This is a genomic window from Streptomyces sp. NPDC051219 (genome assembly GCF_040682335.1).
Lineage (GTDB): Bacteria > Actinomycetota > Actinomycetes > Streptomycetales > Streptomycetaceae > Streptomyces.
Genome location: NZ_JBFBAS010000033.1, coordinates 52366 through 66857 on the forward strand (window position 1 = coordinate 52366; position 14492 = coordinate 66857).

Sequence of the window (14492 nt, forward strand, 5' to 3'; positions counted from 1 at the left end):
TGTCGGGGGGCTAACTCTTGCTCAATAGGGTTCCGGATGAGACCGGTTGGGGTGGCTGATGTCAGGCGTCCACATTGTCGGCAATAGCCACTTTGCCCTTCCGGATGGTGGCGAGGCGCGGCGCGCGGCGCGCGATCGCACTGTCGTGGGTGACCATGACGAACGTCAGCCCGTACTCCTTCCACAGCCCTTCCAGCAGTTCGACTATCTCGTCGCGCATCGACTCGTCGAGATTGCCGGTCGGTTCGTCGGCCAGCAGTACCTTCGGCCGTTTCACCAGGGCCCGGGCGATCGCGACGCGTTGTTGCTGACCGCCGGACATCTCGCCGGGAAGATGACTCAAACGCTCCCCCAGCCCGACCGATGCGAGCACCTCGGCCGCCCGCTCGCGCCGCGCCGCGGCTTTGACGCCGAGCGGCACGAGGGCCGTCTCGACGTTCTCCTGCGCGGTCAGCGTCGGGATGAGGTTGAAGCTCTGGAAGACGAAGCCGATGTTCTGGGCACGGACCTTGGTGAGCCGGGCCTCGCTGAGCCGGGCGAGGTCCACACCGTCGAGCTCGACGGTGCCCGCCGTCGGCCGGTCGAGGCCGCCGAGCATCTGAAGGAGGGTCGACTTGCCACCGCCGGTGGGGCCCTGGATGACGAGCCGGCCGCCGTCCTCGATGATCAGGTCTACACCGGCGAGGGCGTCGACGGTGGCCTTGCCGCGCCGGTAGCGCTTGGTGACGCCGCTGAGCTGGTACATGGTGGGTCAACTCCTGCTTTACATTGACGAATTGGGGGACCCGCGGCTGCTACTCGACGCGCCGCAGCGCGTCCGCGGGGCTCAGCCGGGAGGCACGCCAGCCGCCGAAAGCGCCGGCGACGAGTCCGCCCGCGACGGCGAGGCCGACCGCCAGGACGATGGTGGTGACCGAGACGGGCGCGCCGAGCGCGATGTCCAGCGCCTTGGTGGCTGCCTGCCGGCCGGGGCCTGCCATGGCCAGGCCGCCGGGCGCGGCGCCCGGGCCGCCGCCCGAGGACCCGATCTCGGCGGTGAGTGTGGGGCTGAGGGCCGTGACGGCATACGCACCGGCGAGACCGACGGCGATGCCGAGCGCGCCGCCGAGCAGCCCGTTGACCAGGGCTTCCCCGACGACCTGGCGGGTGACCCGGCCGCTCTTCCAGCCCAGCGCCTTGAGCGTGCCGAACTCCCGCACCCGGCGGCTGACCGCCGCGGAGGTGAGCAGTCCGGCCACCAGGAAGGCGGCGGCCAGTACCGCGAAGGAAAGCCACTTGCCGACGTTGGCGGCGAGGTCGGAGGCGGTGGAAAGGGAGCCGGAGACGGTGTCGGCGAGGTCGGAGGCGGTGGTGACCGTGGTCCCCGAAATGTTCTTCTGGATGGTCGACTTGACGCTGTCGATCTGCTGCGAGTCGGCGGCCTTGACGTAGACCGTCGTGACCTTGTCCTTGGCGTCGGCGAGGGTCTGGGCCTGCTTCAGCGGGATGTAGAGGTTGGCGGCCGCATCTCCGCTGTCGGCCGTAGCGATGCCGATCACCTTGAGCTTGGTGCCGGAGACGGTGACCGTGGAGCCGACCTCGATCTTCTTCTCCTTGGCGTACGCGCTGTCCGCGACGGCCACCTTGGCGGCGGTTTCGGTGCTCGCGAACGTGCGCCCAGAGGTGATCTGGGAGGAGGTCAGCGGGCCGAGCCCGAGGCGGGTCACGTCCGTTCCGTACACGGTGAAGGAGTTGACGTCGAACGCGGCGCCACCGCCGCGTACTTCGCCGCCCGTGCCGCCGGTCTGGCCAGGCTTTCCGCCGGGGGCGGGCTGCGCCTGCTTGAACTCGCCGCGCTTGAACTGTCCGTTGACCTTCATCACCTGAAGGCTCAGTCCGCCGACGGCGTCCGCGACGCCGTCCTGCTTGCCGACCTGCGCGACCGTTGCGGCGGCCAGGGTCTGGAAACCCTGCACCATCACGAGGTCGCTGCTCTGTTCCGTGTCGTCGTCGCTGTCCTTGGCGCCGAACTCGAAGCGCGGTTTGCGTGTGGTGTCGTTCTCGCCGGGCGGGGCCGCGGCCTTGGTGACGGTCATGTCCGTACCGAGCCCGTACAGCGACTGCAGCACCTTGCCCTGCGCCTGCTCCATGCCGGACGAGACCGAACTGACGACGATGACGAGGGCGATGCCCAGCGCGAGCCCGGAGGCGACGACGAGGGCCGCCTTCCGGCGGCGGCGCAACTCGCGCCTGAGATACGTGAAGAACATGGGCGTGAAGCTAGGGGCCGCCCGTGATGAGGAGATAAGGCCCGGGTGAGAGCGGGGTGAGAGAACGACGGCGGCGGCACCCGCGAGAGGTGCCGCCGCCGTGGTGCGGAGCTTCGTCGTACGAGGAGTTGAGGAGAACCCGGGGGTCAGACCGCCGAGCCGGCCTTCCACTCCGCCCAGCTCAGGTTCCAGCCGTTGAGACCGTTGTCCGGCTTGATGGTCTTGTCCGGGGAGTTCTGGACGACGACCAGGTCACCGACGATCGAGTTGTTGTAGAACCAGGCGCCCGGCTGGCCGGGGTCGCCCGCGCCCTTGACGTCGTTCAGGCCCACGCAGCCGTGGCTGGTGTTGGCGCTGCCGAAGATCGAGTCCGGTCCCCAGTAGTTGCCGTGGATGAACGTGCCCGAGTTGGACAGCCGCATGGCGTGCGGCACGTCCTTGATGTCGTACTCGCCCTTGCCGTCGTCGTCCGTGAAGCCGACGGTGGCGCCGTTCATCCGGGTCTCCTTGAACTTCTCGGAGATCACCATCTGACCGTTGTACGTCGGGTTTTCCGGTGAGCCGGCCGAGATCGGGATGGTCCGGACCGTCTTGCCGTCCTGCGTGACGGTCATCGTCTTCGCCTTGGCGTCGACGATGGAGACCTGGTTGCGGCCGATCTGGAAGGTGACCGTCTTCTGCTGCACGCCGAAGACACCGTCGGCGCCCTCGACGCCGTCGAGCGCCAGCTTCAGGGTGACGGTCGAGTTCTCCTGCCAGTACTGCTCGGGACGGAAGTCCAGGCGCTGCGTGTTGAACCAGTGGCCGACGACCTCCTGGCCGGAGCTGGAGCTCACGGTGATCGCGGACTGCACGGCCTTCTTGTCGGTGATCGCCTTGTCGAAGTTGATCGACACCGGCATGCCCACGCCGACCTGGGAGCCGTCCTCCGGCGTGAAGTTGCCGATGAAGCTGTTGTCGGGCGAGACGGTGGTGAAGGAGCCGTTCTCGTGGGCCTCTCGGCCCTCGGAGTCCTTGGCCGTGGCGGACAGCACGTACTTCGTGGCCCGCTGCAGCCTGGTGTCCGGCGCCCAGCTCTTGCCGTCCGCCGCGAGCGTGCCGGCCACTGCCTCGCCGGCCGAGGTCTTGAGCTCGACCTTGGTGAGCGTGCCGTCGCTGACGGTGACCTTCGTGGAAGTGTTGATGCCGACGTTGGTGGCGCCGTCCTTCGGGGTGATCGCTATTCGGGCCTGCGAGGCGTCCTTCGCAGCCGCCTCGTCCACCTGCGCCTGTGACTTCTTCGAGCTGTCGCCGCCGCCCTTGCCGTCGTCGGCGCCGCCACTGCACGCCGAGAGCACCAGGACGCCGCCGAGCAGTGCGGACGCGGCCATCAGACCTTTGCGCCGCTTGCTGTCCGTGATCACACGCTTCTCCATCGTTGCCGAATCCCCAAACCCCGGGGCAGGACCGCCAGGACAGCACTTCCCTGCCAATGCTTTACAACGCCAGAACGGCCCCGCCCGTTCCGCATGAGTTGCGGATGTGGGCAACACCACTCACGCGGGACGGTCCCGGACGGCCGCGCCGACGCCCGGCCGTCCGGGACGAGGCCGCCCCAACTCCTGCGCTAGGACCGGCCGCCGTCCGCTTCCTCGTCCCCATCCTCCTCGTCGAGGTCCCACTCGACGGAGTCGGGGTCGTACTCGACCGGCTCGCTGCTCCAGGACGCCTGTGCGAGGTCCACTCCCGGCACCTCGCTGACCAGATCGAAGGGGTCCACGAGGTACGCGAGTGCCTCGGCCTCGTCTTCCCGGACGGCCGCTTCGGCATGCGCCCGTTCTTCGTCGGGCATGAACTCGTCCTGCGCGATGCGTTCGAGCGCGGCGCCGGTGAGCGCGTCGGAGTCGGCAATCTCCAGCACCAAATCCACGCGAAGCCGTACGAACCGTGATGTCTCAGAAGTGGTCATACGACGGAGCGTAAGGCTCTGCGGCCCCCCGACTTTCCCGCGACCCGCTGCTTTCATTAGCATCGGCGCACACGGCCAATTCGCTGCTGCCACAAGGGGGATCGATCCGTGTCCGCACGCCGACCGCTGCTGACCGCCACTGCCGCGGGCACGCTTCTCTGCGCCCTGTGGTTCGTCCCTTCGGCGAACGCCACGGCGGAAAAGGGCGAGGCCGTCGCCGGGAAGGCAGAGGTCATCTCCTCCGAGGAGCAGCTGTCCCTCGCCGACACGGGCAGCGTCGACACCACGCCATATCTGGTCGGCGGCACGGCCTTCCTGGGACTCGGCGCCGGCTTCGTGGCCTTCTCGGTGCGCCGCGCCCGCCTGCTCTGAGCACGCCGGGCCGAACCCGGCGGGTCCGGCCCGACCGCTCCGGAGGAGACCCTCCCGAGCCGGCCGCGCCGGACCCGGACAGGAGTCAGGCCAGCGGACCCGTCACCGGCTCCACCGCTTCAACGAGCTTTCCGGCGCGTACGAACGCGTCGGCGGCCGCCAGATCCGGAGCGAGGAAGCGGTCCGGGCCGGGGCCCTCGACACCCGCCGCGCGGACGGCCTTGATGACGGCCTGAGTCGCGGGCGAGGGGGTGAGGCCCGTACGCAGCTCGATGGCGCGTGTCGCCGCGTACAGCTCGACCGCCACGATCCGGGTCAGGTTGTCGATGGACGTACGCAGTTTGCGGGCGGCCGACCAGCCCATGGAGACGTGGTCCTCCTGCATGGCCGAGGACGGGATGGAGTCGGCGGATGCCGGGACGGCGAGCCGCTTCATCTCACTGACCAGCGCGGCCTGCGTGTACTGGGCGATCATCAGACCGGAGTCGACGCCGGCGTCGTCCGCCAGGAAGGCCGGCAGGCCGTGCGATCGGTTCTTGTCGAGCAGGCGGTCCGTCCGGCGCTCGGCGATGGATCCGAGGTCGGCGGCGACGATGGCGAGGAAGTCGAGGACGTACGCGACGGGGGCGCCGTGGAAGTTGCCGTTCGATTCGACGCGTCCGTCGGCCAGCACCACCGGGTTGTCGACGGCGGAGGCCAGCTCGCGGTCCGCGACGAGCCGGGCGTGCGCGAGGGTGTCCCGGCCGGCGCCCGCGACCTGTGGGGCGCAGCGCACGGAGTACGCGTCCTGGACACGCGGGGCGTCGTCCTGGTGATGTCCGGTGAGGCCTGAACCGGCCAGCACCCGCAGCATGTTGTCGGCGCTGGCGCTCTGGCCCGGGTGCGGGCGGATGGCGTGCAGCTCGGGCGCGAGGACCCTGTCCGTACCGAGCAGCGCCTCCAGCGAGAGGGCGGCGGTGATGTCGGCGGAGGTGTAGAGCCTGTGCAGGTCGGCGAGGGCCATGACCAGCATGCCGAGCATGCCGTCGGTGCCGTTGAGGAGGGCGAGGCCCTCCTTCTCGCGCAGCTCGACCGGCTCGATGCCGTGGGCGGCCAGCAGCTCACCCGCGGGCCGGACCACGCCGTCCGGGCCCTCCGCGTCACCTTCGCCCATGAGAGTGAGCGCGCAGTGCGAAAGGGGCGCGAGGTCACCGGAGCAGCCGAGGGAGCCGTACTCGTGCACGACGGGGGTGATCCCGGCGTTGAGGATGTCGGCCATGGTCTGCGCGACGTGCGGCCGTACGCCGGTGTGGCCGGAGGCCACGGTCTTCAGCCGCAGGAACATCAGCGCCCGCACGACCTCGCGCTCCACGCGCGGGCCCATGCCGGCAGCGTGCGAGCGGACGATGTTGCGCTGCAACTGGGCCCGCAGGTCGGGGCTGATGTGCCGGGTGGCGAGGGCGCCGAATCCGGTCGAGACGCCGTAGACCGGGTCGGGCTTGGCGGCGAGCGCCTCGACGATCTCGCGAGCCCTGGACAGCGCTGCGAGCGCGTCCTCCGACAGCTCGATCCGGGCGTTGCCGCGGGCCACGGCGATGACGTCCTCAGCGGTGGTTCCGGACGTCCCCACCTCGACAGTGTGCATATCCATATTCAGCAGCGTACGGATTGAATCGCTACATGTCACTAGTGGGCCCCGCGTTGACCCCTTACCGCGGGTGGCGCCCCCACGCCCTCAGGGCCGGGTGGGCGGGGCGCCCCGGCCGCGGAAGCGGCGGCGGTCCTGTGTACCGCCCGGCGGCGCGTCCGCCAGGCGTACGACCGCGCCGTCACGGCCCGCCACCACGGGCTTCTCCGAGCGGGCGGCCTTCGCCTTGTACTGAGCGGCGTCGGCCAGGCGGAACAGCCGGCGGGCCGAGTTCACCGTCCCGATCGGGTCCCCGGTCGAGGCGACCCCGCAGGCGACGCCCTCGCCCAGCTCCAGATCGGCCGCCCGGGTGCACAGCTCCTCGGCGACCGCGACCACCTCGTCCGCCTGGGGCCCGGCGGACAGCAGACAGAACTCGTCGCCGCCCAGCCGCGCCGCCAGCGCACCCGGCAGCCGCGCGCCGCACAGCGAGAGCACCGAGCCGAAGCGTTCGAGAAGGCGGTCGCCGGTCTCGTGCCCGAGGGAGTCGTTCACGCGCTTGAGCCCATTGAGGTCGCACACCATCAGGCTGACCACCGTGCCGTGCGCGCGGTGCAGCTCCAGCGACTCGTCGAGCCTTATGTCGACGGCCCGCCGGTTGGCGAGCCCGGTGAGCGGGTCGGTGAAGGCGAGCCGGCGCGCCTCCTCCAGGCGCTCGGTCTGCGCGAGCCCGGCCGCGACGACAGCGGCCAGGACCGTAGCGAAATCCGCGTCCGCGACGCCGAAGGCCGGTTTCCCGGTGGGGCGGGCGACATACAGCTCCCCCCATGCCCTGCCGTGCAGCACGATCGGCGCCACCACGCAGCTGCCGCGCCCGCGCCGGCGCAGTGCGGCGACACGCTGATGACAGTAGGGACCGGCGCCGATCCGCTCGCCCTCTGCGGTCTCCACCCAGGCGTGCGGCCCGCCGCCCCCGGCCCACTTCTCGTGCAGGAACTCGGTGATTTCGGGGAAGTCGTGCACGGGATACGACTCCTCCTGGGGGAACTCCTCCTCCCCCGGCGTCCGCTCGCCCTCGTTCACCAGGACGCGCAACCGGCCGCGGTCCCGCTCCCAGGTCGAAATGGCCGCGAAGGAGCCGTCCATGGCGAGGCGGGCCCCGCGCGCGGCCGCGTGCACGGACTCACGCGGAGTGTGCGCCGCCGCCATGGCCTGCGCCAGGTCCACCACCGCTCGCAGCCGCCCGTCAACACCCATCACCCCAGGTTAGGGAGTTTTACCGCGTTTGGGACGATTGACGGTCCATACGGTCGCTCGCCCCGGCTGCGATACGGAGCGTCACGGTCACCATCGGTAATCGCACCCGACATGTCCCCTCCGTCACGCCGGCCGCATCAGGCCGAAGCCCGGTCACTCACCCGGCCACTGCGGCTTGCGCTTCTCGTTGAACGCGGCCACGCCCTCGGCCCGGTCGCCGGAGAAGGCCACCGACCGCCACGCCGCGTCCTCGACCTCCAGACCCGCCCGCAGGTCCAGCCCGTGGCCCAGCCTCAGCGCCCGCTTGGCGGCCCGCAGTCCCACCGGGGAGTTCCCCGCCATACGCGCGGCGAGAGCCAGCGCCTCGTCCCGGTCCCGGCCCTCGTCCACCAGCTGGTCTACCAGGCCCAGCCCGCGCGCCTCGTCCGCCGCCACCCGTCGCGCGGTGAACACCAGCTCGGCCGCCCGGGCGGCTCCCACGCGCCGGGGCAGCAACTGCGTACCGCCACCGCCGGGGATCACGCCGACCGACACCTCCGGCAGTCCGACGACGGCCGTACGGTCGGCCACGATCAGATCGCAGGCCAGGGCCAGCTCGAACCCGCCACCGAGGGCGAACCCGTGCACGGCGGCGACGGTCGGCATCGGCAGTTCGAGTACGCCGGTGTAGGCGCCACGGGCCGTGGGCCGCTGCCGCACCAGTTCGGCATCGCTGAGGGAGTTGCGCTCCTTGAGGTCGGCACCGACACAGAAGGCCCGCTCATGGGTGGAGGTCAGCACAGTGACGCGCACGTCCCGGTCGGCGCCGAGCGCGTCGCACGCGGCGCCGATCGACCTCGCCATCTCGGTGGACACGGCGTTCATGGCCTTGGGCCGGTCGAGCACGAGCTCGGCGACATGCCCCTGCTCGTGCCGCCGTACGACGACGAACTCCCCGAACCGCTGCTCGCTCATGACGCCCTCCCGGTTAACGATCGTTGACCGGGATCATAGGCCGCCCCCCTTCCGGGGGGCGGCGGGGTCAGGCTTCCGTACGGCGGGTCAGCCTCCAGGGCTCCACGACGCCCAGGCCACGTACCGGCCGCTGCCACATCGGCTGGAGCGCGAAGCGGTAGCCGGGCGCTTCCTCGCCCGCCTTCTCGGCCAGCTCGGCCTCCGCGGCGGCCTCCGCCTCGGAGACCGGCGCGTCGCCCGTACGGCCCAGTTCCTCGGCGAGCGCGCCGTCCACCAGCACCGCGTTCTTCGGCGCTATCGAGGTGAGCCTGCTGGCCAGGTTCACGGTCGTGCCGAAGACGTCGCCCATCCGGGTCGTGACCGTCCCGAACGCTATGCCGACGCGCAGCTCGGGCATGGTCTCGTCGTCCCTCATCGTCTCGATGAGCCGCATCGCTATCTCCGCTGCCGTGCCCGGGTCGTCCGCCGCGAACAGCACCTCGTCGCCGAGGGTCTTGATGAGCCGGCCGCCGTGCGCGGCGACCAGGTCCGCCGCCGTGGTCTCGAAGGCCTCGACCAGTTCGCCGAGCTCCTCCTCCTCCAGCCGCCGCGTCAGCCGAGTGAAGCCGACGAGGTCGGCGAAGCCGACCGCGAGCCGGCGGTCGACCATCTCCTCGTCGTCGGCGGCCTGGACGACGCGGCCGGTCGCCGCCGCCAGCTGCCGCCGCCAGACGTAGACCAGGAATTCCTCCAGCTCCGGCAGCAGCAGCTCGACCAGCGGGTAGGTGACCTCGGTTCGGGTCATACCCGGCTCCGGGGGCTCGGTCAGCCCCTCCAGGAAGGAATCGATCTGCCATTCCGCCAGCCGGGCGGTGGTCTGCCCGGTGGACCGGGCGACCTGCACGGCCATCGGCTCGCTGAGCAGCCCCGCCTCCACCAGACCGGCGAGCCGTCGCAGGGCGAGCACGTCCGCCTCGGTGAGCGCCTTGGCCTGGCCGATGTCGGCGAAGCCCATGGCCCGCCAGAAGCGGGAGGCGAGCTCCATCGAGACGCCGGCCGTGCGGGCGGCCTGGAAGGCGGTGTAGCGGCGCTCGGCGCCCAGGATCAGCTGTTCGAGGCGGATGGCGAGCGGGTCGGCGGTCGGCTCGACCGTGTGGTCGACGGCGTGGTGCGGCGGGTGCTGATCGCTGCCGATGGCGCCACTGCTGCTACCGCCACTACTGCTACCGCCGCTGCCGCCACTGCTGCCATTTCCGCCGGGAGAGGGCGCGCCTGCATCGGAACCCGTGTCATCGACGGTCACCTACCGCCTCCTGCCCGTTCCCTGCGCACTGCCCTGCCGATCTGTCGCGGATCGTCTAAACCATACGGCAGGTGTGCCGTAGCTCACTCCTCCGTCTCACGGCCTTCTCGCGACCGTCTCATGAGTCAACGGACCGCAGATGCACAATGTCCCCCGCCCCGACCGGTTCCTGCATCCCGTCGCCGGTCGCGAGGACGAGCCGCCCGTCCGCGTCCACGGCCACCGCCTCACCGGTCACCGACCGCCCGCCCGGCAGATCGGCCCGTACGGTCCGGCCCAGCGTCGCGCAGCCCGCCGCGTAGGACTCCTGCAACCGGCTGAGGTCCGGATCGCCCCCGGCCTCGCGCCAGTCGCCGTACCACTGCTCCAGCGACCGCAGCACCGCCCGCAGCAGGGGATCCCGGTCCACCGAGACCGCGCCCGCCAGCACCAGCGAGCCCGCGCCGGGCACCGGCAGCTCCTCGTTGCTCAGCGTCACATTGACCCCGATGCCGAGGACGACGCCTCCCCCGGCGCCGCCGGCCCGCTCGGCGAGGATGCCGCCGGCCTTGCGCTCCTCGCCCTCCACAGTGACCAGCACGTCGTTGGGCCACTTGAGGGCGGTGTCGACGCCCGCCGCCCGCGAAAGGGCCGAGGCGGTGGCGACTCCCGCGAGCAGCGGCAGCCAGCCCCACCGTTCGACCGGTACGTCCGAGGGCTTGAGCAGTACGGAGAAGAACAGCCCGGACCGGGCGGGCGCCGACCAGTTTCGGTCGAGGCGGCCCCGGCCCGCCGTCTGCTCCTCAGCCACCAGGACGGCGCCCTCGGGGGTCTGTTCCGCCCGCGCGGCGAGGTCGCCGTTGGTGGAGCCGGTGGTCTGGACGACGTCCAGGGAGGTCCACAGCCCGTCCGGCCGTAGCAGGGCGCGGCGCAGCGCGGTGGCGTTCAGGGGCGGCCGGTCGAGGTTGGACCAGCGGTTGTCTGGAGCATCCTGGGGCGTCATGCAAGCCACATTAGGTGTGGCAAACGACGCACTGCCGAGCGCCATGCACGCCGATACGCTACGTGTCAGTAGCCATCCGGTTGACCAGGCAGGGAGCCGCATCCCGATGTCAGAGTCCGAGATCGCCAAGCGCGATGTAGACATTCACACAACCGCGGGAAAGCTCGCGGATCTGCAACGCCGCATTGACGAAGCGACGCATGCGGGCTCCGAGCGCGCCGTGGAGAAGCAGCATGCCAAAGGCAAGCTGACGGCCCGTGAGCGGGTCGCTCTGCTCCTGGACGAGGGTTCGTTCGTCGAGCTGGACGAGTTCGCCCGGCACCGCTCCACCAGCTTCGGCCTGGAGAAGACCCGTCCGTACGGAGACGGCGTCGTCACCGGCTACGGCACGGTCGACGGCCGCCCGGTCGCCGTCTTCTCGCAGGACTTCACCGTCTTCGGCGGGGCGCTCGGCGAGGTCTTCGGCCAGAAGATCATAAAAGTGATGGACTTCGCCCTGAAGACCGGCTGCCCGGTCATCGGAATCAACGACTCCGGCGGCGCCCGCATCCAGGAGGGCGTGAGCGCCCTCGGCATGTACGGCGAGATCTTCCGCCGGAACACCCATGCCTCCGGCGTGATTCCGCAGATCTCGCTGGTCGTCGGCCCGTGCGCGGGCGGCGCGGTCTACTCTCCCGCGATCACCGACTTCACGGTGATGGTGGACCAGACGTCGCACATGTTCATCACCGGGCCGGACGTCATCAAGACGGTCACCGGCGAGGACGTGGGCTTCGAGGAGCTGGGCGGAGCCCGCACCCACAACACCACCTCCGGGGTGGCGCACCACATGGCGGGTGACGAGAAGGACGCGATCGAGTACGTCAAGTCGCTTCTCTCGTACCTGCCTTCGAACAACCTCTCGGAGCCGCCGGCCTTCCCGGAGGAGGCCGACCTCGAGCTCACGGACCTCGACCGCGAGCTGGACACGCTCATTCCGGACAGTGCCAACCAGCCGTACGACATGCACACGGTGCTCGAGCACATCCTGGACGACGGCGAGTTCCTCGAGACCCAGGCCATGTTCGCGCCGAACATCGTCACCGGCTTCGGGCGGGTGGAAGGCCACCCGGTGGGCATTGTCGCCAACCAGCCGATGCAGTTCGCCGGCTGCCTGGACATCAACGCCTCGGAGAAGGCGGCACGGTTCGTCCGTACGTGCGACGCGTTCAACGTCCCGGTGCTCACGTTCGTGGACGTCCCCGGCTTCCTGCCCGGCGTGGACCAGGAGTACGGAGGCATCATCCGGCGCGGTGCGAAGCTGATCTACGCGTATGCCGAGGCGACCGTTCCGCTGATCACCGTGATCACGCGCAAGGCGTTCGGCGGCGCGTACGACGTCATGGGCTCCAAGCACCTGGGCGCCGACCTGAACCTCGCCTGGCCGACCGCGCAGATCGCCGTGATGGGCGCGCAGGGCGCGGTGAACATCCTGCACCGGCGGACCATCGCGGCCGCCGAGGATCAGGAGGCCACCCGCGCGGAGCTGATCGCGGACTACGAGGACGCCCTGCTCAACCCGTACACCGCGGCCGAGCGGGGCTACGTCGACGCCGTGATCATGCCGTCGGAGACGCGGCGCAACATCGTCAGGGGCCTGCGTCAGCTCCGCACAAAGCGGGAATCCTTGCCTCCGAAGAAGCACGGCAACATTCCCCTCTAGGAAGGGCAGCTCCCATGATCAAGGTCGTCAAGGGCAACCCCACCCCGGAGGAGCTGGCCGCCGCTCTGGCGGTGGTCCAGGCGCGCGCCGCGGTGCTGGCCGGTTCGGCCGTCGGCGCGCCCGAGGTTCCGGACGAGTGGGCGGCCCCGACGCGGGTCGCACGCCGCCGGATGCCGCTGCCGGGCCCGCGGGCGTGGGGCCGTACGTACTGGCCGGAGTAGCGGCCGCACGCCGGGGCGTTCATCTCCGCGCAACTAGTCAGTAAGCACAGTGGCGCCTGAGTACCTGTACTCAGGCGCCACCGCCGCTCCCGCAGCAGGATCGATTCCATGCTGTGGTCCGACCCGGAGAACGAGCCGCCCGAGGAGATGCGCGACGCGCAGGCCATGCTGCGGCGCATGGGCCTGCTGCTGGCCCTGGCGATGCTGGTGGCGATGTTCGCGGTGGGTCTGCACTGAGCCCGGCCCCGTGCAGCCCACGGACCGCTGATTCGGCCTCGCCGTCCCCAGCTGGCTACCCTTCCCGCATGACTGACGCCCGTCGCCTCGTGCTCGCCTCCGCCTCGCCCGCCCGTCTCAACCTGCTGCGCCAGGCGGGGCTCGCCCCGGAGGTGATCGTCAGCGGTGTGGACGAGGACGCGCTCACCGCGCCCACCCCCGGCGAACTTGCCCGGGTCCTCGCCGAGGCGAAGGCCGCCGTGGTCGCCGCGCGGCCCGAGGCCGCCGGGGCGCTGGTGATCGGCTGCGACTCGGTGCTGGAGCTGGACGGAGAGGCGCTGGGCAAGCCGGCCGACGCCGAGGAGGCCACAGCCCGCTGGAAGTCGATGCGGGGCCGTGCAGGCGTACTGCAGACGGGGCACAGCGTGATCGACACGGTCACCGGTCGCCACGTCTCCGCGACGGCGTCCACCACCGTCCGGTTCGGCGAGCCGACGGACGCAGAGATCACCGCCTACGTCGCGAGCGGGGAACCACTCCACGTCGCCGGTGCCTTCACCCTGGACGGCCGCTCGGCGCCCTTCGTGGACGGGATCGAGGGCGACTACGGCAATGTCATCGGCCTGTCCCTGCCGCTGGTGCGCAGACTGCTGAGCGAGTTGGACGTGTCGATCACCGACTTGTGGGCGTGAGGTCCGGAACGGGCCTGAGGGCCGGATGAGGGCAACACGGGCCTGAGGCCACATGGGCCTCAGGCGCCGCTGACCTGGCCGCGACCGGCCGGGTCAGGCGGAGGCCGGCGCGGCCGGCGGGCCGGGCGGCGGCTGCTCGCCCGGGACCAACGGGGGCGTGTCCTGGACACCGCTCCCGGTCCTGTCCCGCTTCCCGTACGCCAGGAGCGACAGTACGACCAGGCCCAGGACCACCATCATGAAGGCGAAGGCGGACCAGCCGACCAGACCGACCGTCAGCGCGCCCAGTACGCCGTGTGTGATGGCGCAGCTGATCAGCAGGATCCTGCCGAACCGGCCCGGTGCCCGGTCCCTCAGCCCCGCCAGGAGCAGCACCAGCCCGCAGCCGGCCAGGAAAAGGCCCATGACCCCGCCCAGCACCCAGGTGGACGCAGACATGACATTCGAATCGAGCCCGGCCATCGACATCGACTGGCTGTCGACGACCCGCCCGAGGATCCAGTGGACGAAAGCGAGGCCCACGGCCTCGCCGAAGAGCACGATGGCGGCCACGACAGCCACCGGTCTGCGTGCCACGACGCCCCACCCCTCTTGCTGTTACTGCTAGTACGTTCGCCATCGCGCACGCTACTAACGGGTAAACCTCGGGACAAGGGGTCTGCGTGGGGCAAAGAATCATTCGGCCATTCGTAGGGACTCCACAAAGAATGGTGCGTCGCCGCGGGGCCGCCTGACAGAGACCTTGGCCACACTCTGAGGTTACTGTGCAGTTGAAGAACCCGGCGTACCGTGGTGCGACAAGGGATTTCGCCACTCGAGCGAGCCTCGAATCACACTCCGTGTGGGCAAGCTCACCCTTGGGGACGGGTCGAAAGGTCGTGTCGGCAGTCCCTAAACTCAGCTTGTTTCAAGGAGGGAGCCATCGTGCGCAAGGTGCTCATCGCCAACCGAGGCGAAATCGCTGTCCGCGTTGCCCGGGCCTGCCGGGACGCCGGGATCGCGAGCGTAGCC

16 protein-coding genes are annotated in these 14492 nt (G+C 70.4%); 6 read left to right on the forward strand and 10 right to left on the reverse strand.

What is annotated here, in order from left to right:
- Nucleotides 1-61: 61 nt before the first annotated feature.
- The 4 genes from AB0M62_RS28215 to AB0M62_RS28230 all read right to left on the reverse strand — a co-directional run bounded on the left by AB0M62_RS28215 (nucleotide 62) and on the right by AB0M62_RS28230 (nucleotide 4197).
- On the reverse strand, nucleotides 62-745 hold the full coding sequence (locus AB0M62_RS28215) for an ABC transporter ATP-binding protein (RefSeq protein WP_366077105.1): 684 nt from the start codon (nucleotides 743-745) through the stop codon (nucleotides 62-64).
- 49 nt (nucleotides 746-794) lie between these two features.
- The gene (locus AB0M62_RS28220; protein WP_366077106.1) at nucleotides 795-2249 is read right to left on the reverse strand and encodes an ABC transporter permease; all 1455 of its coding nucleotides are present in this window, start codon (nucleotides 2247-2249) and stop codon (nucleotides 795-797) included.
- Nucleotides 2250-2395: 146 nt separating this feature from the next.
- Nucleotides 2396-3664 (reverse strand): Ig-like domain-containing protein, encoded by a 1269-nt coding sequence (locus tag AB0M62_RS28225; protein WP_366077107.1) that lies wholly within the window; start codon nucleotides 3662-3664, stop codon nucleotides 2396-2398.
- Between the two features lie 191 nt (nucleotides 3665-3855).
- Nucleotides 3856-4197: a hypothetical protein gene (locus AB0M62_RS28230; protein WP_366077108.1), complete on the reverse strand. Its 342-nt coding sequence runs from the start codon at nucleotides 4195-4197 to the stop codon at nucleotides 3856-3858.
- A gap of 108 nt (nucleotides 4198-4305) precedes the next feature.
- On the opposite strand from AB0M62_RS28230, the gene AB0M62_RS28235 reads away from it, so the two are divergent.
- Nucleotides 4306-4569 carry a hypothetical protein gene (locus AB0M62_RS28235; RefSeq protein ID WP_366077109.1) on the forward strand — a complete coding sequence of 88 codons (264 nt, stop codon included), beginning with the start codon at nucleotides 4306-4308 and terminating at the stop codon, nucleotides 4567-4569.
- Between the two features lie 85 nt (nucleotides 4570-4654).
- Here the strand turns inward: AB0M62_RS28235 and hutH are convergent, their stop codons facing one another.
- The 5 genes from hutH to AB0M62_RS28260 all read right to left on the reverse strand — a co-directional run bounded on the left by hutH (nucleotide 4655) and on the right by AB0M62_RS28260 (nucleotide 10650).
- Nucleotides 4655-6193 carry a histidine ammonia-lyase gene (hutH, locus tag AB0M62_RS28240; RefSeq protein WP_366077124.1) on the reverse strand — a complete coding sequence of 513 codons (1539 nt, stop codon included), beginning with the start codon at nucleotides 6191-6193 and terminating at the stop codon, nucleotides 4655-4657.
- A gap of 90 nt (nucleotides 6194-6283) precedes the next feature.
- Nucleotides 6284-7435 (reverse strand): sensor domain-containing diguanylate cyclase, encoded by a 1152-nt coding sequence (locus AB0M62_RS28245; protein WP_366077110.1) that lies wholly within the window; start codon nucleotides 7433-7435, stop codon nucleotides 6284-6286.
- Nucleotides 7436-7585: 150 nt separating this feature from the next.
- Nucleotides 7586-8386 (reverse strand): enoyl-CoA hydratase-related protein, encoded by an 801-nt coding sequence (locus AB0M62_RS28250; RefSeq protein ID WP_366077111.1) that lies wholly within the window; start codon nucleotides 8384-8386, stop codon nucleotides 7586-7588.
- A 67-nt stretch (nucleotides 8387-8453) separates the two neighbouring features.
- Complete coding sequence (locus AB0M62_RS28255) at nucleotides 8454-9668, reverse strand: adenylate/guanylate cyclase domain-containing protein (RefSeq protein ID WP_366077112.1); 1215 nt, start codon at nucleotides 9666-9668, stop codon at nucleotides 8454-8456.
- Nucleotides 9669-9786: 118 nt separating this feature from the next.
- A complete protein-coding gene (locus AB0M62_RS28260) occupies nucleotides 9787-10650 on the reverse strand; it encodes a biotin--[acetyl-CoA-carboxylase] ligase (RefSeq protein ID WP_366077113.1) in 864 nt (287 codons plus the stop codon).
- 106 nt (nucleotides 10651-10756) lie between these two features.
- Here AB0M62_RS28260 and AB0M62_RS28265 point away from each other — a divergent pair, with 106 nt between their 5' ends.
- The 4 genes from AB0M62_RS28265 to AB0M62_RS28280 all read left to right on the forward strand — a co-directional run bounded on the left by AB0M62_RS28265 (nucleotide 10757) and on the right by AB0M62_RS28280 (nucleotide 13481).
- Entirely contained in the window at nucleotides 10757-12352 is a 1596-nt protein-coding gene (locus AB0M62_RS28265; protein ID WP_366077114.1) for an acyl-CoA carboxylase subunit beta, read from the forward strand.
- Between the two features lie 14 nt (nucleotides 12353-12366).
- On the forward strand, nucleotides 12367-12573 hold the full coding sequence (locus AB0M62_RS28270; protein ID WP_366077115.1) for an acyl-CoA carboxylase epsilon subunit: 207 nt from the start codon (nucleotides 12367-12369) through the stop codon (nucleotides 12571-12573).
- 108 nt (nucleotides 12574-12681) lie between these two features.
- Nucleotides 12682-12810 carry a hypothetical protein gene (locus AB0M62_RS28275; protein WP_366077116.1) on the forward strand — a complete coding sequence of 43 codons (129 nt, stop codon included), beginning with the start codon at nucleotides 12682-12684 and terminating at the stop codon, nucleotides 12808-12810.
- 68 nt (nucleotides 12811-12878) lie between these two features.
- Complete coding sequence (locus AB0M62_RS28280; RefSeq protein ID WP_366077117.1) at nucleotides 12879-13481, forward strand: nucleoside triphosphate pyrophosphatase; 603 nt, start codon at nucleotides 12879-12881, stop codon at nucleotides 13479-13481.
- Between the two features lie 93 nt (nucleotides 13482-13574).
- On the opposite strand, the gene AB0M62_RS28285 is transcribed toward AB0M62_RS28280, so the two are convergent.
- Nucleotides 13575-14057, reverse strand: a complete 483-nt coding sequence (locus tag AB0M62_RS28285; RefSeq protein ID WP_366077118.1) for a hypothetical protein — start codon at nucleotides 14055-14057, stop codon at nucleotides 13575-13577.
- Nucleotides 14058-14414: 357 nt separating this feature from the next.
- Between AB0M62_RS28285 and AB0M62_RS28290 the strand changes: the two genes are divergently transcribed.
- Nucleotides 14415-14492 (forward strand): biotin carboxylase N-terminal domain-containing protein (locus AB0M62_RS28290; RefSeq protein WP_366076464.1); only part of this gene is annotated, 78 nt, incomplete at its 3' end.

Bases quoted from the DNA above. Each gene is read 5' to 3' on its own strand.
- AB0M62_RS28225 (WP_366077107.1), bottom strand. From the start codon at position 3,664: ATGGAGAAGCGTGTGATCACGGACAGCAAGCGGCGCAAAGGTCTGATG.
- AB0M62_RS28280 (WP_366077117.1), top strand. From the start codon at position 12,879: ATGACTGACGCCCGTCGCCTCGTGCTCGCCTCCGCCTCGCCCGCCCGT.
- hutH (WP_366077124.1), bottom strand. From the start codon at position 6,193: ATGCACACTGTCGAGGTGGGGACGTCCGGAACCACCGCTGAGGACGTC.
- AB0M62_RS28270 (WP_366077115.1), top strand. From the start codon at position 12,367: ATGATCAAGGTCGTCAAGGGCAACCCCACCCCGGAGGAGCTGGCCGCC.
- AB0M62_RS28265 (WP_366077114.1), top strand. From the start codon at position 10,757: ATGTCAGAGTCCGAGATCGCCAAGCGCGATGTAGACATTCACACAACC.
- AB0M62_RS28230 (WP_366077108.1), bottom strand. From the start codon at position 4,197: ATGACCACTTCTGAGACATCACGGTTCGTACGGCTTCGCGTGGATTTG.
- AB0M62_RS28220 (WP_366077106.1), bottom strand. From the start codon at position 2,249: ATGTTCTTCACGTATCTCAGGCGCGAGTTGCGCCGCCGCCGGAAGGCG.
- AB0M62_RS28250 (WP_366077111.1), bottom strand. From the start codon at position 8,386: ATGAGCGAGCAGCGGTTCGGGGAGTTCGTCGTCGTACGGCGGCACGAG.
- AB0M62_RS28260 (WP_366077113.1), bottom strand. From the start codon at position 10,650: ATGACGCCCCAGGATGCTCCAGACAACCGCTGGTCCAACCTCGACCGG.
- AB0M62_RS28215 (WP_366077105.1), bottom strand. From the start codon at position 745: ATGTACCAGCTCAGCGGCGTCACCAAGCGCTACCGGCGCGGCAAGGCC.
- AB0M62_RS28275 (WP_366077116.1), top strand. From the start codon at position 12,682: ATGCTGTGGTCCGACCCGGAGAACGAGCCGCCCGAGGAGATGCGCGAC.